Origin of the sequence: Arthrobacter sp. UYCu512, assembly GCF_040547075.1 — a bacterium.
Classification (GTDB): domain Bacteria; phylum Actinomycetota; class Actinomycetes; order Actinomycetales; family Micrococcaceae; genus Arthrobacter.
Genome location: NZ_JBEPPA010000007.1, coordinates 119,129 through 142,324, shown reverse-complemented (window position 1 = coordinate 142,324; position 23,196 = coordinate 119,129). Strand labels below are relative to the sequence as shown.

The following is a 23,196-nucleotide window of genomic DNA, read 5'->3' as shown; positions in this document are numbered from 1 at the left end:
CCCTACCCTGTCGGGCAGTGCCGGCATAACCTCGAACTTGCCGGGCAGCCTTCAGCCGCCCGCCGTGTTCCGGGGAGGCAAACGGTGAAATCAGCACGAACAAGCATCATCGTGGGAATCGCGCTGATGGTGTCCGGATTCCTGCTTTTGTTGGACCTGCTCGGCTACCTCGACAGCGCTGCTCTGGTGTGGCCGCTCTTCTTTGCGGCGGCCGGCGTCGTTTTCGTCGTTGTGTTCTTCCGCAGCCGGGGTAACTGGTGGGCTGCCATTCCCGGTTCGGTCTTCCTGGGCCTTGCGTCGGTTATCCTGGTCACCCAGCTTTGGCCGGGGCGGGCCGGAACTTGGGCCGGGGCTTTCCTTTTCCTGTTCATGGGCGCAGGATTCGGCGCTGTTTACCTGCGCGAGCGCGCCAACTGGTGGGCCCTCATCCCCGCCGGCGTGATGCTGACGCTTGCCCTCGTGGTGACACTCCCGCAATCCTGGCAAGGCATGCCGGTGGCCGCGGTGCTCTTGCTGGGCCTCGCCGCTACATTCGCGGGACTTTCCCTGGTTCCCGTCCAAGCCGGGCCCGGCCTGGCCCGGCCGGCAGCCAGCCGGGTCGGGTCGGCAGAATCAGCGAGGATGAAGTGGCCGCTGATACCGGCCGCGGTCCTGGCCGTGCTGGGTGTCGTCTTCGCCGTGCAGGCTACGGCGCTGCTTACCGCGAGCGAGTTCTTTGTCCCGGCGTTCTTAGTGCTCGCCGGTGTGGCGCTGCTGGTCTACGCCTTCCGGCACCGCTCCGGCGGCCGCCATGGGGTGCGTGGGGCCTGACCGTATCAGCGTTCTCCTGCCAGTTCGGCTATGGCCGCACGCAGGCGGGTGCCGGCGTCGTCCGCAACGTCGCGGACTGCCGGGGTAGCGCTGAGCTGGACCATGGTTTGCGGGTCGATGGCATCGACAGTCGTCGCGGTGGCCCCGGTCCCGCGGCGCACCACCACGTTGCAGGGCAGCAATGCCCCCATTTCCGGCTCCGCGGCCAGCGCCTTGCTCGCGAGCACCGGATTGCAGGCTCCGAGGATGACGTAGTCCCCCAGGGCTTCCGCTGCGTCCGCGCCGAGTTTAGCGGCGAAGGTGGCACGCACATCGATTTCCGAGAGTATCCCAAAGCCCTGGGTGGCGAGCACGGCACGTGTCTTTGCCACAGTGTCTTCCCAGTTCAGCGGCACGACGGCAGTGTAGGTGTAGCTCATTCGGTGGCTCCCGGGGTTTTGGTTTCGGTTGGCAGCAGGTACTCGACGAACCAGTCCCTGGCGAGGATGGCAGCCGCGGCCAGCGTACCGGGTTCTTCAAAAAGGTGGGTGGCGCCCTGCACGACGGCCAACTGGTTCGGACAGCGCATCATGGACTTCGCTTTGCGGTTGAGCGCCAGCACTCCGGAGTCGTAGCTTCCGACAATCAGGAGGGTGGGCGCCCGGACCGCGGAGAGCCGGGGCCCGGCCAGATCGGGCCGGCCCCCGCGGGATACGACGGCGCCGATCCTGGCGGTTGGTTCGGAGGCGGCCCAAAGCGCAGCCCCTGCACCCGTGCTGGCCCCGAAATAGCCAAGCGGGCAGGACGCCGTGTCCTGCCGGCCGGCGAGCCAGTCCGTGGCCGAGGACAGCCGGCGGGCCAGCAGCTCGATGTCAAAGACGTTGGCGCGGTTTCGTTCCTCCACCGGGGTCAGCAGGTCAAGCAGCAAGGTGCCGAGTCCCGCCTGCTGGAGCACCCCGGCCACGAACCGGTTCCGCGGGCTGTGCCGGCTGCTGCCGCTGCCGTGCGCGAACAGCACCACGGCACGGGACGGGACCGGCAGGTGCAGGTGGCCCTGGAGTCGAACCCCGCGCGACGGGATTTCGACTTCCGCATCGAACTCCGTGGCGGCTGCCATGCTGGTCCCCTCCGGCGTGCGGGACGCCGGCGGGGAATTGTGCAGTCGCTTGGCTGCGGCGTCGAGCAGTTGCACCACCTCATCGTCTTCGGTGGGGGAGAAATCGCGGTAGTGGTATCCCACCGCGGAGAACTGCTGCGGTGTGGCGAGGCAGATCAGCTCGTCGGGCTCGGTCAGGGTCCGGAGGGTGTCGGCGGGGGCGACCGGGACGGCCAGGACCACCCTCGCGGCCCCAAGCTTCCGGGCGATCATGCAGGCGACCCTGGCGGTGGACCCGGTAGCGATGCCGTCGTCGACGATCACCGCGATACGCCCGGTAAGGTCCTGCCGGGTCCTGCCCTTCCGGAACCGGGCCACCCTGCTCTCGAGCACCGCCCGCTCGTGGTCTTCAACGGCCCGCAGTTCCGCGTCACTGACCCGGGCGTGGGCCAGCACGTGGTCTTCGAGCACCCGGGCGCCGCCCTCCCCGACCGCTCCCATGGCAAGCTCCGGCTGGTAGGGAAGGCCCAGCTTCCGAACCACAATCACGTCAAGGGGTGCATCGAGGGCGGCGGCGACTTCCGCGGCCACCGGGACTCCGCCGCGGGGCAGGCCCAGGACCACGATGTCCTGGCCCCGCAGATCCGCGAGCCGCCTTCCCAGCTGCCGGCCGGCGTCGACCCTGTCTTCGAAGATGCTCATCAGTGCGGCTTTCCAATCGGGACGTCCACCGGCGCCTCATCACGGTGTGCACTCCGCGGGCTGGGAAACTAGCCGGTTGGCCGTTCCTCCCACTATCTGTCAGGAGCGCTCTGGGTGTGAGGGCCTTTGGGCCCGGATTCGGCCGCGCCGGCGCCCCGGTCCCCGGTTGTGGAGCAAGGGGCCCGCAGTTGCGATGCTGAAGCGTGCAGCCCGGCGGGCGATGCGGTGGGTCCGGCCGCGGCGCCGCACCCCAACAGGCGTGGGCGGTCGCTGCAGGGCGGCGCGGGCATAAAACCAGAGTTTGGCCATTTCAACCAGTACCAGGTACACGGCCCCCATGCCCAGCAAGGCGAGAAAAAAGGGGACGGGCAGCGGGTCGAACCCAAGCACGCCGGCCAGCGGCGAGAGCGGCAGGTAAACGCCGACTGCCACCACGCCCAGGGAGGCGCCGACCAGGCCCAGCGACGGTCGGCTGCGGAAGAAAGGCACCCGCCGGGTGCGGATGACAAAGATGATCAGTGTCTGCGTGACGATGGATTCGATAAACCAGCCGGCGCGGAATTCGCCGGGAACGGCATCAAAGACGAACAGCATCAGGGCGAATGTGGCAAAGTCGAACAGCGAACTGATCGGGCCGAAGACGAACATAAAGCGCCGGATAAAGCCGATATCCCAGCGCGACGGCGCCACGAGTTGGTCCTTGTCCACCCGGTCCCCCGGGATGGCGAGCTGGCCGGCGTCGTAGAGCAGGTTGTTCAGCAGGATCTGCCCCGGCAGCATCGGCAGGAAGCTCAGCACCACCGAGGCCGTTGCGGCGCTGAACATGTTGCCGAAGTTGCTGGAGGTGCCCATCAGGACGTATTTGATGGTGTTGGCGAAGATCCGCCGGCCTTCCATCACTCCTTCGGCCAGGACGCCCAGGTCCTTGTCCAGCAGCACAACGTCGGCGGCATCCTTCGCTACGTCGGTGGCGCTGTCGACAGAGATGCCGATGTCCGCCGCGTGCAGCGCCAGCGCGTCGTTGACGCCGTCGCCCATAAATCCGACCGACCCGCCGCTGCGCCGCAGCAGCCTGATGATCCGGGCCTTCTGTTCGGGCGAGACGCGGGCGAAGATGCTGGCCTCACGCGCGGCAGAGGCCAGTTCCGGATCGGACATGGCCTCGACTTCGGCGCCGGTGAGTGTTCCGCCGGAGGGGACCCCGAGTTCGTCGCAGACTTTCTCCGCCACCTTGGCGTTGTCGCCCGTGGCGATTTTGACAGTAATGCCGAGTTCCGCGAGCCTGTCCAGGGAGGCGCGCGCGGCGGCCTTGGGCCGGTCCAGGAAGATGAGGAAACCGGCGAGAACCAAGTCCTTTTCGTCGGCGGGACCGATAGCCGTCAGTCCGACAGCCGCTCGGGTGGCGACAGCAACCACCCGTGAGCCGGCGTTGAACTGTTCGTCCAGCATCGCCTGGACACTGGCCGGGATATCTCCGCAGAGCGCCAGGACGTCTTCGGGGGATCCCTTGGTGACGATGCGGGGCGCGGCGCCGGCTTCGCTGACCAGTATGCTGGTCCGGCGCCGCAGATGGTCGAAGTCGATAACGTCGAGGCGCTTGTACCGGGCGGGCGCGAAGTCAGCGCCCCCTGCGGATGCCCACAGCGCGGCGTCCAACGGATTCAGGCCCACCGGTGAGGCCTGGGCTTCGGTGTAGTCGGCTTCGGTGGCAAGCAGCCCCAGGGTCAGCAGCTCACCGGCGGTGATGCCGGTGCCGGCGGTGATGCCGGTGCCGGCGGGCAGGGCGGCGGTGAAGCTGATCCGGCCCTCCGTCAGGGTTCCGGTCTTGTCCGTGACCAAAACGTCCATGTCGCCAAGGTCCTCGATGCAGACCAGGCGTTTGACAAGCACCTTGCGTTTGGCCAGCTGCTGGGTTCCGGTGGCAAGGCTCGTGCTCACAATGGCTGGCAGCAGCTGCGGCGTGATCCCGACGGCGATCGCTAGTGAGAACAGCAGCGACTCGATTAACGGCCGTTGCAGGAGCAGGTTTGCGATGAAGATCAGGGATGTGAGGCCGATCGCGACCTGGAGCAACAGGTAGGAAAAGCGCTGGAGGCCCAGCTGGAATTCGGTCTGGGGCTGCCGTTCGCCGAGGCCCAGGGCGATCCGGCCAAATTCGGCCCGCCCGCCGGTGGCGACCACCGCGCCGGTACAGTTACCGGCCTGGATCACGGTCCCCATAAACAGGCATGAGGTCAGGTCCCCCAGCGCCGCCGCGCCGGGGACCGGGGCAGGGTCTTTGGCGACAGGCATCGATTCCCCGGTCAGGATGCTTTCATCGCACAGCAGGTCCTTGGCGCTCAGCAGCCGGATATCGGCGGGGATGATCGCGCCCAAAGCCAGGTGCACAATGTCGCCCGGCACCAGGGCGGTGACGTTCACTTCCTGCACGGTTGCGTCGCGGACTACAACGGCACGGTGGGTGACACGGGAGTGCAGTGCCTCCGCGGCGCGTTCGGCCCGGAATTCATTGCTGAACCCGAGACCGACGCTGACCAGCAGGATGACACCGATCACGATCGAGTTCGTGGCGTCGCCAAGGAACAGGGAGAGCCCGGCGGTGACAAGCAGCAGGATCAGGATGGGGCTGCGCAGTTGACGGGCCAGAACTGACCATCCGCTGGCCTGGTGGGTGCGTAACGCGTTCGGTCCCAGCGACACGAGCCGCCGGGCGGCCTCGGTGCTGCTCAGGCCGTTCACGCCTGCTCCCAGCTGCGCCAGGACCTCTTCCACCGGCCGGTGGGCGGCGTCTGCAATGGTGAGTGGCAGGGAACGCGGTTCCCGGATATCGAGATCTGGCATGGAGCTTCCGTTCCAACGTCGGGTTATGTCCAAGGGTACGTCCGGGAGCTTGCCGTTGCGGGCCCCGACGGTGGCGGGCGCGGTCAGGGATGCGGGCACCGGCTGTATATAATTTCCCGGTACGGTTTTGCAGCAAGCCGTTGGATTGTTCTGCGATCCCGCCGCCTGCATCCGCCACAGCCGCTCCGCTGCACGTGGGGCGCAGACCGTCCGGATCGTGTTGACCTGAGTGAAACGGCACGGCAGTGGCCAGCGAATCGACCGCAGCTTCAATTGACGAAACTTCAACCCACCAGCACCTGCATGAATTGGTGCTTCACAGCTCCGACGTGGAGGAGTTCTTGCGCGAATTGGCGCGGATCTCCGCGCGCAGCCTTTCGGAGCCCGGAGACGAGATTCTCTGCGGAATTACCCTTTTCCGGCAGCGGAAGGCAGCGACGGTCGCCAGCAGCAGTCCGGCCGCCCAGTCCATGGACGAAATCCAGTACGCCTTCGGTGACGGCCCGTGCGTGACCGCCTCGCGGGAACAGGAAACCGTGCATATCAGGGATCTCGAGGAGTGCGGGCGCTGGCCCCGGTACGCCATGACCATGCGCGGCCACGGGGTCCGGTCCATCCTGGCGTTGCCCTTCCTGCTCGACGGCGACACGCGGGCCGCGCTCAACCTGTATTCACACAGGTCCGGAAGGTTCGATGGCAGGGCGATGGACCTGGCCCAGGACTTCGTCAGCCAGACTTCCCTGGCGTTGCGGCTGGCGGTACGTTTTGCGCACTTCAGCGACACTGCCGCGAACCTCAAGGCGACCCTGGAAACACGGACCGGGATCGACGTCGCGGTCGGTATCATCATGGCCCAGAACCGCTGCAGCCAAGCTGAGGCCTTCGAACTGCTCAAGGCTGCTTCCAGTGCGCGCAACGTTAAGCTGCATGCTGTGGCGGCCAGAGTCGTGGAGTCGCTCGGCAAGGGTCCTGCCAGGACGCATTTCGAGGTTTAGGCCCCGCGCCGGATCTCCCGGACCAGCCTATCCACGATCATCCGGCTGGCACCGGAGCTGCTGCCGGCCCTGTGCTGCTGGGCATGCCAGCGGTCGACGTCGTCCGGGCGCCCGCTGCGGGCGGCAAGGTATCCCGTGAAGGGACAGTCCTCAATCTTGTGCGGGTGCGGGGAACCGAGGCGCAGGAATTTCCAGTGGTATGCCAGCGCCCCCAGAGCCGTCCGGACCTGGTGGGGGTATTCCCGCGATTCGAACTCCGCGGTCCATTCGGGTACCTCGGAAGCAGGCATCGGGCGGGCAAGGTGGTAGCCCTGGCCGTACCCCGCGCCCATCACGGCCGCCGCCTCGGTCATCCCAAGATCCTCAAGGCCTTCGGCTACGACCGTCATGCCAAAATCCCGTCCGATTTGCACCAGTGTGGCGATTAGGCTGAGTGATTCCAGCGGACTGGTTCGCAGTCCGCTGAGCATGTCCCGGTCAATCTTGACCGCCGTGAACGGCAGCATGGACAGCCGCTTCAGGCTGCTGTAGCCAGCCCCCAAATCGTCCATTGCAAGGCCTACACCCAGCTGGACCAGCCTGCTCAGCGGAGCGTGCACCGCGTCCCAGTCCGTCGTTCCGGTTTCGAGCAGTTCCAGGACAAGCCGCTGCGGCGCGATCCCGTGCCGCTGAAGCGACTCTTCAACAAACGTCGGGCAGTCCCGATCCAACAGGGTCGATGGCGCAATGTTAACGGAGACCTTCGCGGAAAGTCCCTCCCCGTCCCAGGCCGGGAGGCAGGCCAACGCCTGGTCCAGTCCAAGCCGGAACAGCCTGTCGGTCTCCGCCTCGCTCAGGTACTGGAGGAACGCTGCCGGCGGCAATACGCTGCCATCCACCAGCCTCAGCCGGGCCAGGGCCTCGAAAAGGTAGACGCTGCCGGCGCCGAGGTCTACGGCCGGCTGCATAAACATTTCCAACCCGCCGCCGAACAGCCGTTCCTTCAAGAGGTTCACGGGGCCGCTGCCGGCGCCCGGGTGCACCGGCATGCTGCCGGGGACGCGCGTGCCCGGCAGGGTTCCGGGAGCCACGCGGCCGTCGGCTGCATCCGCGGCCAGTTCCCACCAGCTCTCCGGTCCGCCGGCACGGGTTTTGGCCACATTAAGGGCGGCGTAGGCGCCGCGCAGCAAGGTGCGCGTTTCCGTGCCGTTGCGGGGCGAAGACGCCAGTCCCGCGCTCATGGTCAGGGAAATCCTTTCGCCGGCCGCCGCAAAACTTTCTTCAACGCTGCGGCCGAGGCGTTTGAGCACCCCGTCGAGCGCCACGGCGGTGTCATCGCCGGCCGCGTATTCCACCACGAGGACAAATTCGTCGCCTCCCATCCGCGCCAAGAACTCCGCCGGCTGGAGGAGAGCCTGCATCCGGGCGGCCCAAGCTGCCAGGATCGCGTCACCGGCACTGTGACCGACGGCGTTGTTCACGTCCTTGAACCGGTCCAGGTCGATCAGCCCGAGGGCGACGGCCGGCCTGACGCCATCGTCGGGGTCCAGCACTTTGGCAAGGTGGGCGTCCAAGGCGGTGCGGTTAGGCAGGCCGGTCAGCTGGTCGTGGGTGGCCTGGAACCGGAGCTGTTCGTGCATTGCCATCCGGGCGTTGATATCGCGCTGCACGCTGACGAAGTGGGTAACCTGGCCGTCCTCATCCAAGAGCGGGGTGACGGTCAGGGCGTTCCAGAACGGCGAGCCGTCCTTGCGGTAGTTGAGGATGTCGCCCCGGAACTGCTCACCGCGGAACAAGGCGTCGCGGATGGCCTTGGCGGTCTCGGGTGCGGTGCCCGGACCTTGGAGGATCCGGCAGTTGTTTCCCAGCACCTCGGCCTCCGCGTAGCCGGTAATAGCACTGAAGGAGCGGCTGGCATGCATGATTCTCTGAGCCGAGTCCGTGATCAGGGAGATCTCGGAGGTGGCTGAGAGCGCCCGCACCAAGAGCTCCGGGGGAACGCCGTCGGCAACGTGCGGCGATCCCGCCGGCTCGGGAGATGCCCTGGGAAGTGGCATGCTGAAAGCCCCTGAAAGGTCAGTCCGGGGTCCGGAATTTGATAAGTCCATTGACAGACTAACCCCCTGCCTCCCGGGGGCGGACCGCTAGTGCCGGCCCCGGCGCGGCTGTTATGTCCAGGACAGTGCGGATTGTGTCCTCGTGAGCCAGGATCCTGAAGTGGCCGGCGGTGTCCAGCCGGATGTTCCGGGCGCCGGGAAGCGCACTGCCTTCTGGGATATGCGGATCAAACAGCCCGTAGACCGAGGTGATGCGCTCGTTCACGCGTTCCTCCCTGGACAGCTGCAGGGTCACGGCATTCCGGGGCGAAAAGGCGCGCAGGCTCGGCAGCAGCATAAACGAGGCGTAGCGCGAGCCGGAGAACGGCGAGCAGACCGCCACCATACCCGTGATCCTGCGGTCGGGGTCCAGCTGCATCATCACGAATTTACCGATCAGTCCGCCTTTGCTGTGGGCGACGATCATAGCGTCGGAGAGGTCACGATCCCGGATGTAGCCGGCAATCGCATCCGCGGCCCTGGGCACGGGAAGCCGGTTCCGGTGCAGCAGGGCCAGCACATGCACCGGATGTCCTGCCTTGTGAAGCCGCCGGACCAGCGGCAGCATAAAGCGCCAGTCCTCGTAGATTCCGGGAATCACAACGACGGGCCGGGCCGTCCCGCTGAGGAAATCCTCCGGCCCGGTCCGGGAAGCTGCGCTCCGGACTTGCCGGCCGGCGGCGTAAAGGTAGTCCTGGATCCACCATTGGACCCGCTGCAGGACCCCGCTCATCCGGGGCGCCCCGGGTGAACTTCCTCTGCCGGACGGCGGATCCCGGCGAAGTCCAGGATGGCTGCCGCCACGTCCTCGGATCGGTTGTGCTGCACCACATGCCCGGCGCCTTCGATTTCCAGCAGCTGCCCGTTCGCTGCGCGTCCGGCCAACCGGCGGCACCAGTCTACGGAGGCCACGGGGTCGTCGGCACCGCGGATCACAAGGACCGGCGCAGTGACCCCGGGGATGCGCTTTTCCGTCGGATAGTCCATCATGACGCGCAGCGTTTTCAGGTACCAGCTGGCGCCGCACCGGAAATAGTCCGTGAGGACAAGGGCGTTCGAGGACGGGCTTTCGTAAAACAGGCTGTCCCGGCTGAGCGCCAGGGCCTGCTGCAGCACGGTCCGCCGTTTCGAATCAACTACCGGCCCCATCAGGACCAGCTGGGCGATCCGGTGGGGCTGCTGCAGGGCCGCAGCCGTGGCGAACTGCGCGCCCATCGAGTGCCCGACGAGCACAAACTCCAGGACGCCGAGCTGTTCGAGGGCACCCAGGATGTAGGTGGCCTGGTCCTCAACGGAGAGGGTGCGCTCCGGACGCGGTGTCGCTCCGAAACCGGGAAGGTCTATCGCGTAGGTGTCAACGGATTCCGCCAGCAGACCCTGGAGCCGGGTGAAATAGCGGTGCGAGACGCCGATACCGTGGATCAGCACAACGGCGGTGCGCGGCGCCCCCGCCCGGGCCGGGGTACTGGACGCGAACACGTGGCCCAGATGGCCTGCGGCCTCAACCTGAACGGGTGCGGGCCAGCCTCCGCTTTGCATTTTTCGTTTCCACGCCGTCTTAGTTTTTTGCCCCGTGCCAGCGTCGGGTAAGCGTCCAGGCAGCACGCCTCAGCCTTGCCGCTTGTCCCGTTCGCTGAACTCCTCATCGAGGTCGTAGTGCCTGAATTCGGTCTCCGGATTCGGTTCGCCCTCAGCCACGTATTCGTAGTCCAGCTGCCGCTGAACTTGGCTGTCAAGGACCTGCAAGTCCTTGTCCGCCACTGCGCTGAGGTCCTCGGGGAATTCATCCTCCGGGGTGAGGTGTAACTTCTCAGTCATGGCATGCCTCTCTCGGCCGGAAAGGGGTCTCGAACGGGGAGTAACGGCCGTATACAGGATACCCTCGGCCGCGCGGAGACGGTAGCCGGGGCATCAGCCTGGGGCGGTCAGCGGCCCGGGTGCCGGCTAGCTCCCTGACGGGCCGAGCGGCGGCGGTACCCCGTCATCCGGATTCTTCCCGGGCGGTGGTTCTTTGAGTTCAATGAAGACGGTGTGGGTTTCCGTGTCCCCGGTGTTCTCGCCGGAATGGTCCTGAGCGGCGAGCCAGCGGGCCGCCCCGGCCGGGATTTCGACGTCGACGTCGCCACCTTGGCCGGAGAGCCTCCGGCGGAAGGAACTCAGTGTGACCATCACGCTGTCCGGGTGCCCGTGGGGCACTGTCTTATCGCCCGGCACGTCGCGGTACTCGAGGACTCGGACCCGGTCGTTTTCGAAAATGACCCGGTACAGCGAGGGGTTTGCTACCACCGGATCCTGTCCCATGGCGCGAGCATACGCCCGTCCCGACGCCCCCGCCAGAGGGGCGGGGCGGCAGGTGGCCTAAGATTCGGCCGGCGCCTGTCCCGGCTCGGAGCCGACGTTGACGAGCCAGTCGGTCCCGTACTTATCCGTGCACATTCCAAAGACGTCTCCCCACGGAGACTTCTCCATCGGCACCGTCACCGCTCCGCCGTCGGCAAGACGGTCGAAGTAGCCGCGCAATTCGGTCTCGTCGGAACCGCTGAGTGAGACCGAAATGCTACTGCCCGGCTTGTAGCCCATCGCTTCCGGCGTGTCAGCCCCCATTAGCACCATGCCGTTTCCCGCGGTCAGCCTGGCGTGCATGATTTTGTCCTGCTCGCCGGCGTTCTCACTCATCTGGTAGTCGCCGAAAGTGCTTATGGTCAGTTCACCGCCAAACACGGACTGGTAAAACGTCATGGCTTCCTTCGCGTTGTCGCGAAAGCTCAGGTAGGGGTTCAACGTGGTCATGTCCAGGACTCCTAGCGGCTTGGATCCGGCCGGTACAGGGAGGGTTGGGGCGGCGGAGGCCGGTGCACCGTGCAGCCATATCATCCCGCAAATCGGTCCCTGAGGGTAGGGGTGAACACTGCCGTTTGCAGAGCGAGCGAACCCCCTACGCTGTCCTGGTGGAGCGGCGCCGGCTACGCGGTCTGTCCGGCGTGCTCGCCCTCTGCGATCTCTTCGAGCAGCTTGTCGTTAAAAGCCGGGAGGTCGTCCGGGTTCCGGCTGGTCACTAGGCCCTGGTCCACCACCACCTCCTGGTCGCTCCAATTGGCGCCGGCGTTTTTCAGGTCGCTCTGGAGTGTGTGGAAGGACGTGACATTGCGGCCGCGCACGACGCCGGCGTCGATCAACAACCACGGCCCGTGGCAAATCGAGGCCACCGGCTTATGCTGCTCAAAGAATGCCCGAGTGAAGGCCTGGGCGTCCTTGTCGACCCGAAGGTTGTCCGCGTTAACGACGCCGCCGGGGATCACCAAGGCGTGGAAATCGGAAGCGTTTGCGTCGGCAACAGTGAGGTCGACGTCGAACACCTGACCCTTCTCGGTGCCGTCATAGCCCTGAAGCTTGCCCCGGCCGGGCGCCACGAGAGTGGGCTCGCCGCCGGCCTCCTTGACGGCGTTCCAGGGACTGGTCAGTTCCACCTGCTCCACGCCGTCGGTCAGCAGGAAGGCAACCTTTTTACCGGAAATGTTGTGTTCTGACATGGGTCCTCCTTTGGTATCCGGGGAGGTCCACGCAGCCATCGGACGGGCCGGGTCCTCCACTCGGAGAGATTAATTCCTTACGGCATCCACCCTAAGAAGCCCCAAACTCATAAGCAAGCTGATTATGCTGGCGGCTGATGCCGGGCGGCGGCGGGCATCCGGATGAACCACCACCACACGACGGTCCTCTGGCCAGCCCACCAACACCTCGCTACTCTGGCACAAGGACAGCTACCCGAAAGAAGGCCGTTATGGACGAACAACACATCCTGAAGCGAATCTCAGCCCTGGTGGAAGAAGAGCAGACTCTCCGCGAGAAGGCGCCCTCATCTTCGGCGGATTACGAACACGGCCCGGAGCATGCCCGCCTCAAGGGCATCGAAGAGGACCTTGACCAGTGTTGGGACCTGCTGCGCCAGCGCCGGGCCAAGCGGCAGTATGGCGAAGATCCGGATGAGGCGCAGCCCCGCCCCACCAATCAAGTGGAAAACTACGACTCCTAGCTCCACGGCACACAGCCCCGGCGCGGTGAGCGTCCTGCGGGGTGATTGCGGCCCGGCCGGTCTCAGCCCTTGCTTGCCATTTCCCCGCTGACGGTTAAATTCTCGGCGACGTCGCGCAGCTTGATGTTCAACTCCGAACTGGCCCGCGAAAGGAGCAGGAAGGCCTGCTGGGCAGTGATCTTATAGCGCTCCATCAGGATTCCCTTGGCCTGTCCAATCAGGTCCCGGGTGTCAAGGGCCTGGGTGAGCTGGCTGACCTGCTGGCTACCGGCCAGCGCCACTGCCGCATGGGCTGCCACCATTGCCCCGATCCGCTCCGATTCGGCGTCGAAGGCGCCAGCCTCCCGACCAAAGAGGTTTAGGGCTCCGAGGTGGTTTCCGTTCACAAATAGCTGGAAGGAGAGCATACTTCTCGCCCCGAGCTTGAAGGCCGCCGCGGAGAAATCCGGCCAGCGCTGGTCCGTGCTGAGGTCTGGAACGCTGACAACCCGTTTGTCATAGGAGGCGTCCAGGCACGGCCCCTGCCCGGTCTCGCTCTGGAGCGCATCCACCCGGCGCGGAAGATCGCTGGAAGCGGCACGCGAGTCAATCTTCCGGCCGGGCGAGACGAGACTGACCGAAGCCTCGGCCGCGTGCGGCACCAGTTCCAGGGCCGCGTGCACCACGCCGGCCAGCATGGACTCGGGGTCGTCCTCGTGCTGGAGCGCGCGGGCGATGTCACCGAGGCGGACGGCAAGTGCCGCCGCGCTGATCGGAGAAATTCCGCGTGTACCGTCCATCCGATCACCGTTTTGCGCTACACCTAGCACCATCGTGGCGTACCTCATCTTGGCCGGGTAAATCCAATGTCTCTTCACTGTGAAATATACGCCTTTGCCGGACCTGGTCCCGTCGCCCGCCAGGAGACCCGGACCTTCCCGAATGGTAACCCGGAGTTAATCCGGGGGTGCGAGGCTGGTCTTGCCGCCCCTTTCGAGAGACGGACCCATCCGGCACGGCATACTCTCCAAGGAGCTGCAGATATGAACAGTCCAGAAGGCAATCCACCCAGTGGCCCCCCGAATGGGCACCCCAGCCAGGACCGGCCAGATGCCAGCAGCTCGCACATTCGCGAGGACGTAGCCATGACCGGCCGTTGCGGCAACGTGCACCTGCCCTCGGGCCGGACGTGCGTCCTGCCCGAACGGCATCAGGGTTCGTGCCGCTTCGTCAGCCCCGGGGACACCGGCCACCCGGCAGGTAACTAGCTGCCTCGGCGGGCGGGGCTGGTTGCCGGCCAAGGACGGCGCGTACGCTCACGATGTGGACATTGTCGAATTTTTGTCTGAGCGGATCAGCGAGGACGAGGCCGTGGCGCGGACCCTCCTCGGCGACCGGACCGTCTCGCAATCCGGCGCCTGGTACGAACAGCGCCTCTTGCTCGAATGCGAGGCGAAAAAACGCCTGATCCGAATCGTGGAATCAGCCCGCCAGGCGGCACTTGCAGCCCTGGTCAGCGCCCCGACTCAGGACGCCGGCTGGATCCCGCAGTCCCTCGAATGGATGGAGCGCTCACTGAACGCCCTCGCCCTGCCGTACATCGACCACCCTGACTTCGAGCAGGACTGGCACCAAACCTAGACTCTCCTCCGACGGCGCCTGACAGAATGGCTACATGGAAGTTGCTCTTGGACTGATTGCGCTTGTGTCGGTGGTTTGCGCGGGCAGCGCACTGGGCCGGAAAATCAACATTTCCGTTCCGCTGTTACTGGTGCTGGCGGGAGTGATCGGATCTTTCCTGCCGTTCGTACCGGACATCGAACTGAACCCCGAACTTGTCCTGGTGGGGTTGCTGCCGCCCCTGCTGTACGCCGCGGCCCTGCAGACCTCGCTGTTCGATTTTGGCTCCAACCGGCGGGCCATCGGCCTGCTTTCGGTCGGCTATGTCATCTTTGGCACGCTCGCCGTGGGCTTCGTTGTCTGGTGGCTGTTCCCCGAGATTCCGCTCGCTGCAGCGATTGCCCTGGGCGCCGTCGTCGCGCCACCGGACGCCGTCGCCGCCACTGCGATCGCGCGCAAGGTGGGCATGCCCCGCCGGATCGTTACGATCCTGGAAGGCGAGTCGCTGGTCAATGACGCGACCGCCTTGGTCTGTCTCCGGGCGGCTATCGCCGCCATTGCGGGAACCGTCTCCGCCGCGCAGGTGGCCGGCGGGTTTCTGCTCGCGGCCGGCGGCGGACTGGTGGCCGGGCTGGCAGCGGCTTACGTCCTGACGCAAGTGCGCAAACGGACCCGAAACGTCGCAATCAACACCTCCATTTCGCTGATGGCACCGTTTGTCGCGTACCTCCCGGCGGAGGCGATCCACGCCTCCGGCGTCCTCTCCGTCGTCGTCGCCGGCCTGGTGATGGGCACAAAGTCGCCGTCCATGCCCAACGGCGCCGCGCGGCTGAGCCAGCGCAGCAACTGGCACACGGCCCAGTTCCTGCTCGAGAATTCCGTGTTCTTGCTGATCGGCCTCCAGGTTCGGACCATCATTGACGGAGTCCAGGGCGATTCACTGGGGGCATCCCGGATCTGGGCAGGCTGTGCCGTGATTCTGCTGGCAGTGCTGCTGCTCCGTCCGGTCTGGGTGTTCCCGGTAACCTACCTGCCCCGGCTGATTCCTGCCATCCGCCGGAAGGATCCGTCCCCGCCGTGGCAACATGCAGCCATCGTCTCCTGGGCAGGTATGCGCGGTGTTGTTACGCTCGCCGCCGTGCTGGTGCTGCCGGCGGACCTGGAACACCGGTCAGTCCTGGTGCTTGCGGCCATGGTGGTGGTCGGCGGAACCCTGGCGTTGCAGGGCTTTACCCTTCCCGCGCTGGTCCGGCTGCTGGGGGTCCAAGGTCCGGACCAGCGCGAAGATGCCCTCAATCAGGCGTCCCTGATGCAGCTGGCCACGGCAGCCGGGGTGGAACGGCTGGCGGAAATCGGCACCGAGAACGATCCTCCGGAAGTCATGGCAATGCTTAAGCGCCGCACCCAGGAGCGCGGGCTGGCCGCCTGGGAACGGCTCGGCCGGCCGTCGGCGGAGACGGCGACACCGAGCCAGCGCTATGCGCATCTGCGCCTGGCCATGCTGGACGCTGAACGGACGAAAGTACTGGAACTGCGGCGCGGCGGCGCGTATCCGCATGAGGTCCTCAGTTCGGTCCTGGACCGGTTGGATGTTGAGGAATCGATGCTGGACGCTGCGGCGGAGGACTTGGACCTCTCCAGCGGCGGTGGCGAGGGAGTTGCCCAGCCCGGCGGGGTGTGCGATCACCTGGCATCCGCGCCGGACGCCGGCGCGCCGCGCAACCCGTTTTGCGCGGAGTGCGTCCGGGAAGGCACAACGCCGGTCCACCTCAGAATGTGCCTGAGCTGCGGCGCCGTGGGGTGCTGCGATTCGTCGCCCGGAACCCACGCCTCCCGGCATTACACCGCGACCGGCCATCCCGTCATGCGGAGCATCGAACCGGGTGAGGACTGGCGCTGGTGCTATGAGGACGACCTTCTGGGCTGAGCGAAATATCCTGCCCCCGTGCGGTGTTGGCTCTGACATGACAACAATCGGAATCATCGGTGCAGGACACATTGGCAGCCAGATTGCGCGCAAAGCGGTGCAGCTCGGCTACGACATCGTCATCAGCAACTCCCGCGGACCGGAAACCCTCACGGACCTCGTCGCGGAACTCGGCCCGCACGCCCGGGCCGCGACCCCGGCCGAGGCAGCAGCGGCGGGCGACTTCGCCGTCGTAACCGTACCGCTCAAAAACCTTGGGTCCGTTCCCGTGGAGCCGCTGGCGGGCAAGGTCGTGGTCGACACAAACAACTACTACTGGGAACGGGACGGCCATTTCCCGGCACTGGACAACGGGGAAGCCACCACGTCCGGGCTCCTGCAGGAACACCTGCCCGCCTCCAAGGTGGCCAAGGCCTTCAACCACATTATGTTCTCGCAGATCACCACCGACGGGGAGCCCGCCGGCATGCCCAACCGCCGCGCATTGGCCACGGCCAGCGATTTTCCCGAGGCTGCGGATCTGGTCACCCGGCTTTATGACGAATTCGGCTTCGACACGGTCAATATCGGCCCGTTGTCCGAGAGTTGGCGGGTGGAGCGGGACCGGCCTGCCTACGGCCAGCGGCAGAATGCCGCCGAGCTGGAAGAGAACCTGGCCCGGGCTCCGCGCACCGTCTAAGACCGCGGAAGCCTTCGGTGCGGGGGCAGGTCAGAGCATCGGTAAGACCTCCTCCCGCACCTGCTTGCGCAGGATCTTTCCGAGCATCGACCGCGGCATGTCCGGGATGGCAACGATCCGTTTGGGCACCTTGTAGCTCGCCAGGTGCCCACGGCAGTGCCCGCGGAGGGCGTCCTCGTCGAGCGTGGCCCCCGGCTCCAGTTCGACGGCGGCAACCACCATCTCGCCTCCCCGCTCGAGCGGCTTCCCAACGACGGCGGCGTCCTTGACGTCCGGATGAAGGCGCAGCACTGCCTCGGCTTCGGTGGGCGAGACGTTGAATCCGCCAGTGATGATGAGCTCCTTGGCCCGGTCAACGACTGTGGTGAAACCGTCCTCGTCCACGGTCACGACGTCGCCGGTTCGCAGCCACCCATCGGCGGTGAGTGTTTTCGCTGTTTCTTCCGGGTTGTTCCAGTAGCCCTGGAACACCTGCGGGCCTTTCAGCATCAGCTCCCCCGGCTGGCCCGGCGTTACTTCCACGGCAGGATCATCCAGGCTGACGACCTTCATCAGGGTCGATGGGAACGGCACGCCAATCGTGCCGTTGCGGCGTGTGGGGTGGAAGGGGTTGCCCAGCGCGACCGGTGAGGACTCGGTCATGCCGTAGCCTTCAACCAGCAGCCCGCCGGAGACCGACTCCCACAGTTCCACCACATGGTCGGGCAGGTTCATGGCACCGGAGATGCAGTATTTGCAGGACCGGAGCGAGATGCCCTTCTCCTTAGCGGCCATCGCTGTGCGCTCGTAGATCGGCGGCACCGCACAGTAGACCGTCGCAGGCGACTTCTTCATCGCAGCCAGGACCAGCTCCGGCTCGAATTTGGGGAACAGCACCAGCAGGCCTTGCTTGCGGATCCCGTAGGTCAGGTAGAGCGTCATGCCAAAGGCGTGGAACATGGGCAGGATCGCGTAGAACACTTCCTTGCGGTACTGCGCCCCATGCATCCACGCTTCGCCCTGCAAGGCGTTGGAGTAGAGGTTGAAGTGCGTCAGCATCGCGCCTTTTGGGCGGCCGGTGGTTCCCGAGGTGTACTGGATCGCGGCGAGGTCATCCACAGCGGGGCGGGGATGTCCCGGATCCAGCCTGCCGTGGCTCAGCAGATCCTTCCACGGCGTCGTTCCCGGGGCCGGTGCGGTCAGCGCGTCGCGGGACTCGCGCAGCTTTTTCACGGGCAGGTGCAGGGCAAAGCGCTTGACGGCGGGGAACGCCGCGAGGATGTTGACGGAGACGACGTGGTCGATCTCGATGTCGGACGGGAAGTCACGGATGGCCGCAGCGGCTTTGTCCCAGGTGATCACAACGCGCGCCTGGTGGTCTTCAAACTGGTGCCGGAGTTCCCGCGAGGTGTAGAGCGGGTTGTGCTCGACGACGACAGCCCCGAGGCGCAGCACCGCGTAGAACGCGACCACGTGCTGCGGGCAGTTCGGCAGGATCAGGGCTACCCGGTCGCCGGCGCGGACACCAAGCCGCCGCAGCCCCTCGGCGGCCCGGTCGACCTGTTCACCGAGTTCGGTGTAGCTGGTGCGGCGGCCGAAAAACTCCATCGCGGGTGCTGTCCCTGCCTCAGCCACGGACCGCTCCAGCATCGCGGAGAGGGACTCGGTGGGCAATTCAATCTCCGCAGGGACACCCGGCTGGTAGTTCTTCACCCAGGGCTGCTGGTCAGTGTGCTCCATGCTCACATCTTGCCGTTAACCGCCGTCCCCGGGAAATCTCGGCCCGGCACCTCCCGCCAACCACCCCTCGGGTCCGCAGGAGCGGCCGAGTGGGACTTTTTCCGTCCGGGTGACATCCTGAGGGCACTATGACCGCACACGAAGAGGCACCCAGCCCGTCTCCCCTCACCGGCAAGGCTCCCGGCGCCGCCCCAGCCGCGACCGGCGCTGAGGCCGCCGGGGCTGAGGCCGCCGGGGCTGGTTCGGGCACGGACCGCAGCCGGCGCGGGTTGCTGGCCCGGGCCCTGGGCGGAGGGACCGACCCGGACCCCCGTTTCACGCTGGCTAACGAGCGCACGTTCCTGGCTTGGATCCGCACGTCGCTGGCGCTGGTAGCCGGCGGCATCGCCGTCGAAGCGTTCACGTCGGCGCTGTTCGGACCGGAACTTCGAAAGTCCGTGGCCGTGCTGCTGCTCCTGCTGGGACTGTTGACCGGCGGCGGCTCCTTCTTCCGCTGGCTCAACGTCGAACGTGCCATGCGCCTGCAGGAACCGCTCCCGGCGCCGCTGCTCACCCCGCTCCTGGCGGTCGGCGGCGCCATCGTCGCTGCAGTGCTGATCGTCTTTGTGATCGTTCGGCCGGCCTAACCATGGCGACATCCAGGCCCGCCGCGGTGCATAACGATCCCGGGCTCCAGCCCGAGCGTACGGACCTTGCCTGGCGGCGGACCTCGTTCACGCTGATTACGGCGGCGTGCATCTTCCTGCGCTGGGTGCCGCACCATGGCTGGTTTGCCGGCACACTTGTGGCAGCGTCCCTGATCGTCGCCCTGGGCATCGCCATAACGCAGCGTCGCCGCTACCACCACCACGCCAGCGGCATCGCAGGAGCCGTGATGGTACCGAATTTCAGGGGCGCGGCGGCCATCGCCGGCAGCGTTGTGGTCCTCTCCGTCCTGGGAATCTACACAGTGCTGTTCCTGCCGCTGCCGTGAACGCGGCACCGCCTCCCACAATGGGCCGCGCAAAGCGGCAGCCGACCCGGCCGCCGGCACTGGGGCCCTGCCGCTGCCCGGGAGGATAGTTTGAGGCCATGATGGAAAGTTACAGGTACAACATCGAGGTCCTCCACCTCCTCGTGTCCCCCGCGCACGCCTACTTCGGCCGGGCCCGCGAGGGCGCAGCGGACGTCCCGACGACCGATGCGGACCGTGCCGAGCTGGTGACCGGCAAGGGAATTGTCGGCGACCGGTTCTTTGGCAAGGCCGCGCATATGGATGCCGCGGTCACCCTTATGGCGGTCGAGGCTCTCGAAGCGATGGCCACGGAGCTGGGCACCGGCGCCTTCGACCCGCTCCTGACCCGGCGCAATGTGGTCCTCCGCGGCGCCCAGCTGGCTCCGCTGCTGGGCGGGGAATTCGCCATCGAATCGCGGGGACACCTGGTGCGGCTCCGGGCCGGGCGGCCTGCCCACCCCTGCGCCTGGATGGACCAGATGCTCGCGCCGGGAGCCCACGCGGCGATGCGCGGGCGCGGCGGGGTGAGATGCCAGCCTCTTTCGGACGGCCTGCTGCACCGCGGACCCGCCGTGCTGATCAGCCCCGTGCCCCTGGATCCCGGGCAGGCGGGCACCCCGAGTGCGCTCCGACCGTCGCGGCTGCCCTAGCCGGGGTGGCGGCCGGCGCAGCCGTGACGCCGGTCCGGGACCGCTGCGGCTACGAATCACTTTCTGAAACCACAAACAGAAGGTGACGATGAGTGTTCAGCAGGAAACCGCTCCCTCGGGGGCCGCGACGCTGCGGCGGAGCATCCTTGGGACCGAGCTGGGCCCCTGCACGGTAAGGGTCCAGCACGGCACCGATGGTCTCCGCCCGGCAACCGGCACCCCGGATGTCTACCTCCACGGGGCCGCGGGATCATGGACGACGTTCCTGCCGCTGCTTTCCCGGGCGCCGTCCCATGACCGGGTGCTCATTGATTTGCCGGGCTGGGGAGATTCCACGAGCGGCTGCCGGCCGGAGCGATTCAGCATCGAGGCGATGGCACGCGCCGTCACCGAGGTTCTGGACTCGCTCGGCTACCAGCGGTGGAACCTGGTGGGACACTCGATGGGAGGCTTCCTGGCCTTGCACGTTGCCGCGACGTCGCCGGAGCGGACAGCCAGCGTTGCCACCATCTCGGCCACCACCTTCGGTGTGGCCGGCGCGGCCCGGCGGCCGCTGCGGTCCCTGTTCCGGTTCCCGGCTTTTGTTGGCATGCTGACGGTGATGCGGGCCATGGCGGCCCTCGGCCCGGCCGGATCCGCACTGATCCGCGCCGTCGGCACCACACCGGTCATGCGGCCGCTGTTGGCACCCTTCTTCGCAGACCCCGCAGCCATCTCCCCGCAGGTCATTCGCGGATTGGGCCTGGACGCCCGACCGGCCAGCTTCCTGGCGGCTGCCCGGGCCGCGGCCCGCTACGATTTTTCCCAGTGGCGCGGCGTCAGTTGCCCGGTGCTGGCCCTCCGGGGCGACCGGGATGTCTTTACGCCGGCATCGGACCTGATCCGGCTGGCCGCCGTTATCCCGCATATCCAGCCTGCCACGGTCCCGGTCTGCGGCCACTTCGCCAACATCGAGCGTCCGGAGTACGTGCAAGCCCTGCTCGATGACCTGCGCCGCCCCTAAGCCGGCCGCCACCGACGACGACGCGGCTGCCGCCGAACCGACTCGCCGGGAAGGGGCATGATCAGGGCACCGCTGAATCCTGGTAGCTTCACGTTTTTTCCCGATGATTGGCCGGCCCCTGCCGGATCGCACTGTGATCAGTCTCACCCTGCAATATTGGCCATCCGGCTTGAGACTCCAGCCCGGCACTGTGCATCATAAAAGGGCACGGCAGGGGCCTCCAACGTCCCGCCGGGCCAGCCCGCTGACCGCGCCGACTCCGGCGCCGAAGTGAATCAGGGGCGACGGTTTTACCCATCCTGGTGGACGCAATGAAGCCAAACCGGTGAGCTCGCAGAGCCGCCCGACGGTCTACGGCGTTCCTGGTGTGGCCGCACGGCGGCTCCGCAACGTTGCGGCAGCCGGACATCCGGAACATGAATGGAAGCACTGAACAATGACGTTTGAAACTGCCAACTCTGTCACCCACAAGCTCTGGGACCGCTCCAACATGCACAGCGAACTGGACGCCCTGGTGCACGATCTCTCGGTCCGCCACAATACGCCCAAAAGCAGCATCGCGGTGCACGCCAGCGGGCCCAACACCTTTACGCTCAGCCTGAACCACGGCGCAGCCAACACCGAAACGGTCAATCTGTAGCAGCAACAACTGACGACGGCGGGAGGCCTCAACCTCCCGCCGTCGTCAGTTAAGCTCTCATCCCCTACGCCGCTTCCTGGAGCTCGAAAGAGGACGAGGTACTCACCGGCGGGCCCGCCTCGGTGGCCCGACAGCTGGCCCAAGACGTCCCAGCGGGCGCTGCAATTACGGAACCATTCAGTCAAGGTCGACTGCGTCGCGGCCGGGCAGCCGGTCTCCCGGACAGCCGTGAACTTCATCCTCCAAGGGCCGGGATACCCAGGATTTCCGCTCCCCCCGCTTGAGTCCAGGCAGACCGGCAACTCCCGGCCCAGAACACCTAGGGCACTTAACCCGGGCCGGCTCCGTTGACCGACGCAGTGGCACGTTCCTGCGATAGTCGGTGCCCAAGGGCCAGGACGCGTACGGAAATGTCCGCCGCATCCCGTCCCGGGAGACCGGTTGAGAGGTCAGGCAGTTCCAGGGACCGCGCGCCGGTGGCGCCCCGCAGGACAGCTCTCCAGAGCATTTCCACCGTCGAGACGGTTTCGATGGCACCTGTCGGCCCCGACACCAGCCACCCCCCGCTGGTGGCAGCCACCTTGGAGGCCCCGGCCCAGGACCGGCAGGCATCGTTGACCGTTTGGGCGACGATCAGGTGTTGCCGGATCGTTCTCTCCGGGCCCAGTACGGGATCTGCTACGACAGTTTGTCCGCATGCACCACACATAGAATCTTCCCTTTCTAGGGCATAACGTCGCCGGAATTTGGTCCCAACGTCTGGCCGACATACAGGTTGCCGCCCGGATCGCTCGCGAGAAGCAACGCAGTGGGAGCTACCTCGGCCGGGAGCCCGAAGCGCAGCAACGGGAGTTCGGCACGCTTGGCGGCTTTCCACTCCGCTGAAATTCCTTCCACCAACGGCGTTTCGATGGGCCCCGGGGCGATGCTGTTGACCAGCACATTGTCGCCGGCGGTTTCCAGGGCCAGGGCCTTGGTCAGCCCCACCACCCCAGCCTTGGCTGCACTGTAGTGGCTGAGCCCGGTTCCGCCCTTGATGGCCAGCTGGGAGGCGATGTTGATGATGCGGCCCCACTTCTGTTGCCGCATCTCCCCCACGACTTCGCGGCAGCAGAGGAAGACCCCGGTCAGGTCAACGGAAACCGTTTCGTTCCACATGGCCAGGGTCATGTCTTCCAGCCGTGATTCGGTCAGCAGGCCCGCGCTGTTGACGAGAATGTCGATGCTGCCGAGCTGCGAGCGCGCCGCCGCAAAAGCGGCTTTTACGCTTGCTTCATCTGAGACGTCGACGGCGATGGTTCCCGCCGCGCCGGACCGGTCCAGGACAGCCACTCTGTCTCCATTGGCGGCAAAGGCTTCGGCGATGGCCTTGCCGATGCCGCTGGCTCCGCCCGTAACCACCACAGCCCGGCCCGACGCCCTAGGGGAGGTGTCAGTGTTGTTCATGCTTTCCC

General features: G+C 66.4%; 25 protein-coding genes. 11 read left to right on the top strand and 14 right to left on the bottom strand.

Annotated elements, in window-relative coordinates:
- The first annotated feature begins 84 nt into the window (after window positions 1-84).
- Window positions 85-810 (top strand): hypothetical protein, encoded by a 726-nt coding sequence (locus tag ABIB49_RS09375; protein WP_282358758.1) that lies wholly within the window; start codon window positions 85-87, stop codon window positions 808-810.
- Between the two features lie 5 nt (window positions 811-815).
- Here ABIB49_RS09375 and ABIB49_RS09370 read toward each other — a convergent pair whose 3' ends face one another.
- From ABIB49_RS09370 to mgtA, 3 genes are all read right to left on the bottom strand, one after another.
- Window positions 816-1,229, bottom strand: a complete 414-nt coding sequence (locus ABIB49_RS09370; protein ID WP_282358759.1) for a DUF302 domain-containing protein — start codon at window positions 1,227-1,229, stop codon at window positions 816-818.
- Window positions 1,226-2,587, bottom strand: coding sequence for a phosphoribosyltransferase family protein (locus ABIB49_RS09365; protein WP_282358760.1), 1,362 nt, complete (start codon window positions 2,585-2,587; stop codon window positions 1,226-1,228). Before ABIB49_RS09365 ends, ABIB49_RS09370 begins: the two co-directional genes overlap by 4 nt.
- 99 nt (window positions 2,588-2,686) lie before the next feature.
- Window positions 2,687-5,428 (bottom strand): magnesium-translocating P-type ATPase, encoded by a 2,742-nt coding sequence (gene mgtA, locus ABIB49_RS09360; RefSeq protein WP_354156994.1) that lies wholly within the window; start codon window positions 5,426-5,428, stop codon window positions 2,687-2,689.
- A 245-nt stretch (window positions 5,429-5,673) separates the two neighbouring features.
- Here mgtA and ABIB49_RS09355 point away from each other — a divergent pair, with 245 nt between their 5' ends.
- Window positions 5,674-6,423 carry a GAF and ANTAR domain-containing protein gene (locus tag ABIB49_RS09355; protein ID WP_282358764.1) on the top strand — a complete coding sequence of 250 codons (750 nt, stop codon included), beginning with the start codon at window positions 5,674-5,676 and terminating at the stop codon, window positions 6,421-6,423.
- Here the strand turns inward: ABIB49_RS09355 and ABIB49_RS09350 are convergent.
- From ABIB49_RS09350 to ABIB49_RS09320, 7 genes are all read right to left on the bottom strand, one after another.
- A complete protein-coding gene (locus tag ABIB49_RS09350; protein ID WP_354156993.1) occupies window positions 6,420-8,459 on the bottom strand; it encodes a putative bifunctional diguanylate cyclase/phosphodiesterase in 2,040 nt (679 codons plus the stop codon). The genes ABIB49_RS09355 and ABIB49_RS09350 overlap by 4 nt on opposite strands.
- Before the next feature lie 58 nt (window positions 8,460-8,517).
- A complete protein-coding gene (locus ABIB49_RS09345) occupies window positions 8,518-9,231 on the bottom strand; it encodes an esterase/lipase family protein (RefSeq protein WP_354156992.1) in 714 nt (237 codons plus the stop codon).
- Complete coding sequence (locus tag ABIB49_RS09340; RefSeq protein ID WP_282358767.1) at window positions 9,228-10,037, bottom strand: alpha/beta fold hydrolase; 810 nt, start codon at window positions 10,035-10,037, stop codon at window positions 9,228-9,230. The genes ABIB49_RS09345 and ABIB49_RS09340 overlap by 4 nt, the downstream gene beginning before the upstream one ends.
- 69 nt (window positions 10,038-10,106) lie before the next feature.
- Window positions 10,107-10,316, bottom strand: a complete 210-nt coding sequence (locus ABIB49_RS09335; RefSeq protein WP_226775416.1) for a hypothetical protein — start codon at window positions 10,314-10,316, stop codon at window positions 10,107-10,109.
- Between the two features lie 126 nt (window positions 10,317-10,442).
- Window positions 10,443-10,799 (bottom strand): cupin domain-containing protein, encoded by a 357-nt coding sequence (locus ABIB49_RS09330; protein WP_226775415.1) that lies wholly within the window; start codon window positions 10,797-10,799, stop codon window positions 10,443-10,445.
- A 57-nt stretch (window positions 10,800-10,856) separates the two neighbouring features.
- Window positions 10,857-11,288, bottom strand: a complete 432-nt coding sequence (locus tag ABIB49_RS09325; RefSeq protein WP_226775414.1) for a VOC family protein — start codon at window positions 11,286-11,288, stop codon at window positions 10,857-10,859.
- Window positions 11,289-11,461: 173 nt separating this feature from the next.
- On the bottom strand, window positions 11,462-12,028 hold the full coding sequence (locus ABIB49_RS09320; protein WP_226775413.1) for a type 1 glutamine amidotransferase domain-containing protein: 567 nt from the start codon (window positions 12,026-12,028) through the stop codon (window positions 11,462-11,464).
- 251 nt (window positions 12,029-12,279) lie between these two features.
- Here ABIB49_RS09320 and ABIB49_RS09315 point away from each other — a divergent pair, with 251 nt between their 5' ends.
- Window positions 12,280-12,531 (top strand): DUF2630 family protein, encoded by a 252-nt coding sequence (locus ABIB49_RS09315; protein ID WP_226775412.1) that lies wholly within the window; start codon window positions 12,280-12,282, stop codon window positions 12,529-12,531.
- A 62-nt stretch (window positions 12,532-12,593) separates the two neighbouring features.
- Here the strand turns inward: ABIB49_RS09315 and ABIB49_RS09310 are convergent, their stop codons facing one another.
- Window positions 12,594-13,310, bottom strand: a complete 717-nt coding sequence (locus ABIB49_RS09310; protein ID WP_226775411.1) for a GAF and ANTAR domain-containing protein — start codon at window positions 13,308-13,310, stop codon at window positions 12,594-12,596.
- 523 nt (window positions 13,311-13,833) lie between these two features.
- On the opposite strand from ABIB49_RS09310, the gene ABIB49_RS09305 reads away from it, so the two are divergent.
- The 3 genes from ABIB49_RS09305 to ABIB49_RS09295 are packed head-to-tail and all read left to right on the top strand — an operon-like array spanning window position 13,834 to window position 16,736.
- Window positions 13,834-14,151 carry a DUF6221 family protein gene (locus tag ABIB49_RS09305; protein WP_283480840.1) on the top strand — a complete coding sequence of 106 codons (318 nt, stop codon included), beginning with the start codon at window positions 13,834-13,836 and terminating at the stop codon, window positions 14,149-14,151.
- Window positions 14,152-14,185: 34 nt separating this feature from the next.
- Entirely contained in the window at window positions 14,186-16,057 is a 1,872-nt protein-coding gene (locus ABIB49_RS09300) for a Na+/H+ antiporter (RefSeq protein WP_283480839.1), read from the top strand.
- Entirely contained in the window at window positions 16,035-16,736 is a 702-nt protein-coding gene (locus ABIB49_RS09295; RefSeq protein WP_354156991.1) for an NADPH-dependent F420 reductase, read from the top strand. The genes ABIB49_RS09300 and ABIB49_RS09295 overlap by 23 nt, the downstream gene beginning before the upstream one ends.
- Window positions 16,737-16,766: 30 nt before the next feature.
- Here the strand turns inward: ABIB49_RS09295 and ABIB49_RS09290 are convergent, their stop codons facing one another.
- Complete coding sequence (locus ABIB49_RS09290; RefSeq protein ID WP_354156990.1) at window positions 16,767-18,455, bottom strand: long-chain-fatty-acid--CoA ligase; 1,689 nt, start codon at window positions 18,453-18,455, stop codon at window positions 16,767-16,769.
- A 128-nt stretch (window positions 18,456-18,583) separates the two neighbouring features.
- Between ABIB49_RS09290 and ABIB49_RS09285 the strand changes: the two genes are divergently transcribed.
- The 5 genes from ABIB49_RS09285 to ABIB49_RS09265 all read left to right on the top strand — a co-directional run bounded on the left by ABIB49_RS09285 (window position 18,584) and on the right by ABIB49_RS09265 (window position 21,742).
- Window positions 18,584-19,081 carry a YidH family protein gene (locus tag ABIB49_RS09285; protein ID WP_309485695.1) on the top strand — a complete coding sequence of 166 codons (498 nt, stop codon included), beginning with the start codon at window positions 18,584-18,586 and terminating at the stop codon, window positions 19,079-19,081.
- Window positions 19,082-19,083: 2 nt separating this feature from the next.
- Window positions 19,084-19,428: a DUF202 domain-containing protein gene (locus ABIB49_RS09280; RefSeq protein WP_226775406.1), complete on the top strand. Its 345-nt coding sequence runs from the start codon at window positions 19,084-19,086 to the stop codon at window positions 19,426-19,428.
- 98 nt (window positions 19,429-19,526) lie between these two features.
- Window positions 19,527-20,099 (top strand): MOSC domain-containing protein, encoded by a 573-nt coding sequence (locus ABIB49_RS09275; RefSeq protein WP_282468034.1) that lies wholly within the window; start codon window positions 19,527-19,529, stop codon window positions 20,097-20,099.
- An 88-nt stretch (window positions 20,100-20,187) separates the two neighbouring features.
- Window positions 20,188-21,102, top strand: coding sequence for an alpha/beta fold hydrolase (locus tag ABIB49_RS09270; protein ID WP_354156989.1), 915 nt, complete (start codon window positions 20,188-20,190; stop codon window positions 21,100-21,102).
- 436 nt (window positions 21,103-21,538) lie between these two features.
- Complete coding sequence (locus ABIB49_RS09265; protein ID WP_226775403.1) at window positions 21,539-21,742, top strand: hypothetical protein; 204 nt, start codon at window positions 21,539-21,541, stop codon at window positions 21,740-21,742.
- Between the two features lie 328 nt (window positions 21,743-22,070).
- On the opposite strand, the gene ABIB49_RS09260 is transcribed toward ABIB49_RS09265, so the two are convergent.
- Both ABIB49_RS09260 and ABIB49_RS09255 read right to left on the bottom strand, forming a co-directional pair.
- On the bottom strand, window positions 22,071-22,451 hold the full coding sequence (locus ABIB49_RS09260; protein WP_282358786.1) for a hypothetical protein: 381 nt from the start codon (window positions 22,449-22,451) through the stop codon (window positions 22,071-22,073).
- Between the two features lie 14 nt (window positions 22,452-22,465).
- The gene (locus tag ABIB49_RS09255; RefSeq protein ID WP_226775402.1) at window positions 22,466-23,188 is read right to left on the bottom strand and encodes an SDR family NAD(P)-dependent oxidoreductase; all 723 of its coding nucleotides are present in this window, start codon (window positions 23,186-23,188) and stop codon (window positions 22,466-22,468) included.
- Between the last annotated feature and the right edge of the window lie 8 nt (window positions 23,189-23,196).

Excerpts from the sequence above, each read along its gene's own strand:
- ABIB49_RS09320 (WP_226775413.1), bottom strand. The coding sequence starts at position 12,028 with ATGTCAGAACACAACATTTCCGGTAAAAAGGTTGCCTTCCTGCTGACC.
- ABIB49_RS09270 (WP_354156989.1), top strand. The coding sequence starts at position 20,188 with ATGAGTGTTCAGCAGGAAACCGCTCCCTCGGGGGCCGCGACGCTGCGG.
- ABIB49_RS09285 (WP_309485695.1), top strand. The coding sequence starts at position 18,584 with ATGACCGCACACGAAGAGGCACCCAGCCCGTCTCCCCTCACCGGCAAG.
- ABIB49_RS09330 (WP_226775415.1), bottom strand. The coding sequence starts at position 10,799 with ATGGGACAGGATCCGGTGGTAGCAAACCCCTCGCTGTACCGGGTCATT.
- ABIB49_RS09370 (WP_282358759.1), bottom strand. The coding sequence starts at position 1,229 with ATGAGCTACACCTACACTGCCGTCGTGCCGCTGAACTGGGAAGACACT.
- ABIB49_RS09265 (WP_226775403.1), top strand. The coding sequence starts at position 21,539 with ATGACGTTTGAAACTGCCAACTCTGTCACCCACAAGCTCTGGGACCGC.
- ABIB49_RS09335 (WP_226775416.1), bottom strand. The coding sequence starts at position 10,316 with ATGACTGAGAAGTTACACCTCACCCCGGAGGATGAATTCCCCGAGGAC.
- ABIB49_RS09280 (WP_226775406.1), top strand. The coding sequence starts at position 19,084 with ATGGCGACATCCAGGCCCGCCGCGGTGCATAACGATCCCGGGCTCCAG.
- ABIB49_RS09365 (WP_282358760.1), bottom strand. The coding sequence starts at position 2,587 with ATGAGCATCTTCGAAGACAGGGTCGACGCCGGCCGGCAGCTGGGAAGG.
- ABIB49_RS09325 (WP_226775414.1), bottom strand. The coding sequence starts at position 11,288 with ATGACCACGTTGAACCCCTACCTGAGCTTTCGCGACAACGCGAAGGAA.
- ABIB49_RS09310 (WP_226775411.1), bottom strand. The coding sequence starts at position 13,310 with ATGGACGGTACACGCGGAATTTCTCCGATCAGCGCGGCGGCACTTGCC.
- ABIB49_RS09340 (WP_282358767.1), bottom strand. The coding sequence starts at position 10,037 with ATGCAAAGCGGAGGCTGGCCCGCACCCGTTCAGGTTGAGGCCGCAGGC.
- ABIB49_RS09345 (WP_354156992.1), bottom strand. The coding sequence starts at position 9,231 with ATGAGCGGGGTCCTGCAGCGGGTCCAATGGTGGATCCAGGACTACCTT.
- ABIB49_RS09315 (WP_226775412.1), top strand. The coding sequence starts at position 12,280 with ATGGACGAACAACACATCCTGAAGCGAATCTCAGCCCTGGTGGAAGAA.
- mgtA (WP_354156994.1), bottom strand. The coding sequence starts at position 5,428 with ATGCCAGATCTCGATATCCGGGAACCGCGTTCCCTGCCACTCACCATT.
- ABIB49_RS09350 (WP_354156993.1), bottom strand. The coding sequence starts at position 8,459 with ATGCCACTTCCCAGGGCATCTCCCGAGCCGGCGGGATCGCCGCACGTT.
- ABIB49_RS09255 (WP_226775402.1), bottom strand. The coding sequence starts at position 23,188 with ATGAACAACACTGACACCTCCCCTAGGGCGTCGGGCCGGGCTGTGGTG.
- ABIB49_RS09260 (WP_282358786.1), bottom strand. The coding sequence starts at position 22,451 with ATGTGTGGTGCATGCGGACAAACTGTCGTAGCAGATCCCGTACTGGGC.
- ABIB49_RS09300 (WP_283480839.1), top strand. The coding sequence starts at position 14,186 with ATGGAAGTTGCTCTTGGACTGATTGCGCTTGTGTCGGTGGTTTGCGCG.
- ABIB49_RS09275 (WP_282468034.1), top strand. The coding sequence starts at position 19,527 with ATGATGGAAAGTTACAGGTACAACATCGAGGTCCTCCACCTCCTCGTG.
- ABIB49_RS09290 (WP_354156990.1), bottom strand. The coding sequence starts at position 18,455 with ATGGAGCACACTGACCAGCAGCCCTGGGTGAAGAACTACCAGCCGGGT.
- ABIB49_RS09295 (WP_354156991.1), top strand. The coding sequence starts at position 16,035 with ATGAGGACGACCTTCTGGGCTGAGCGAAATATCCTGCCCCCGTGCGGT.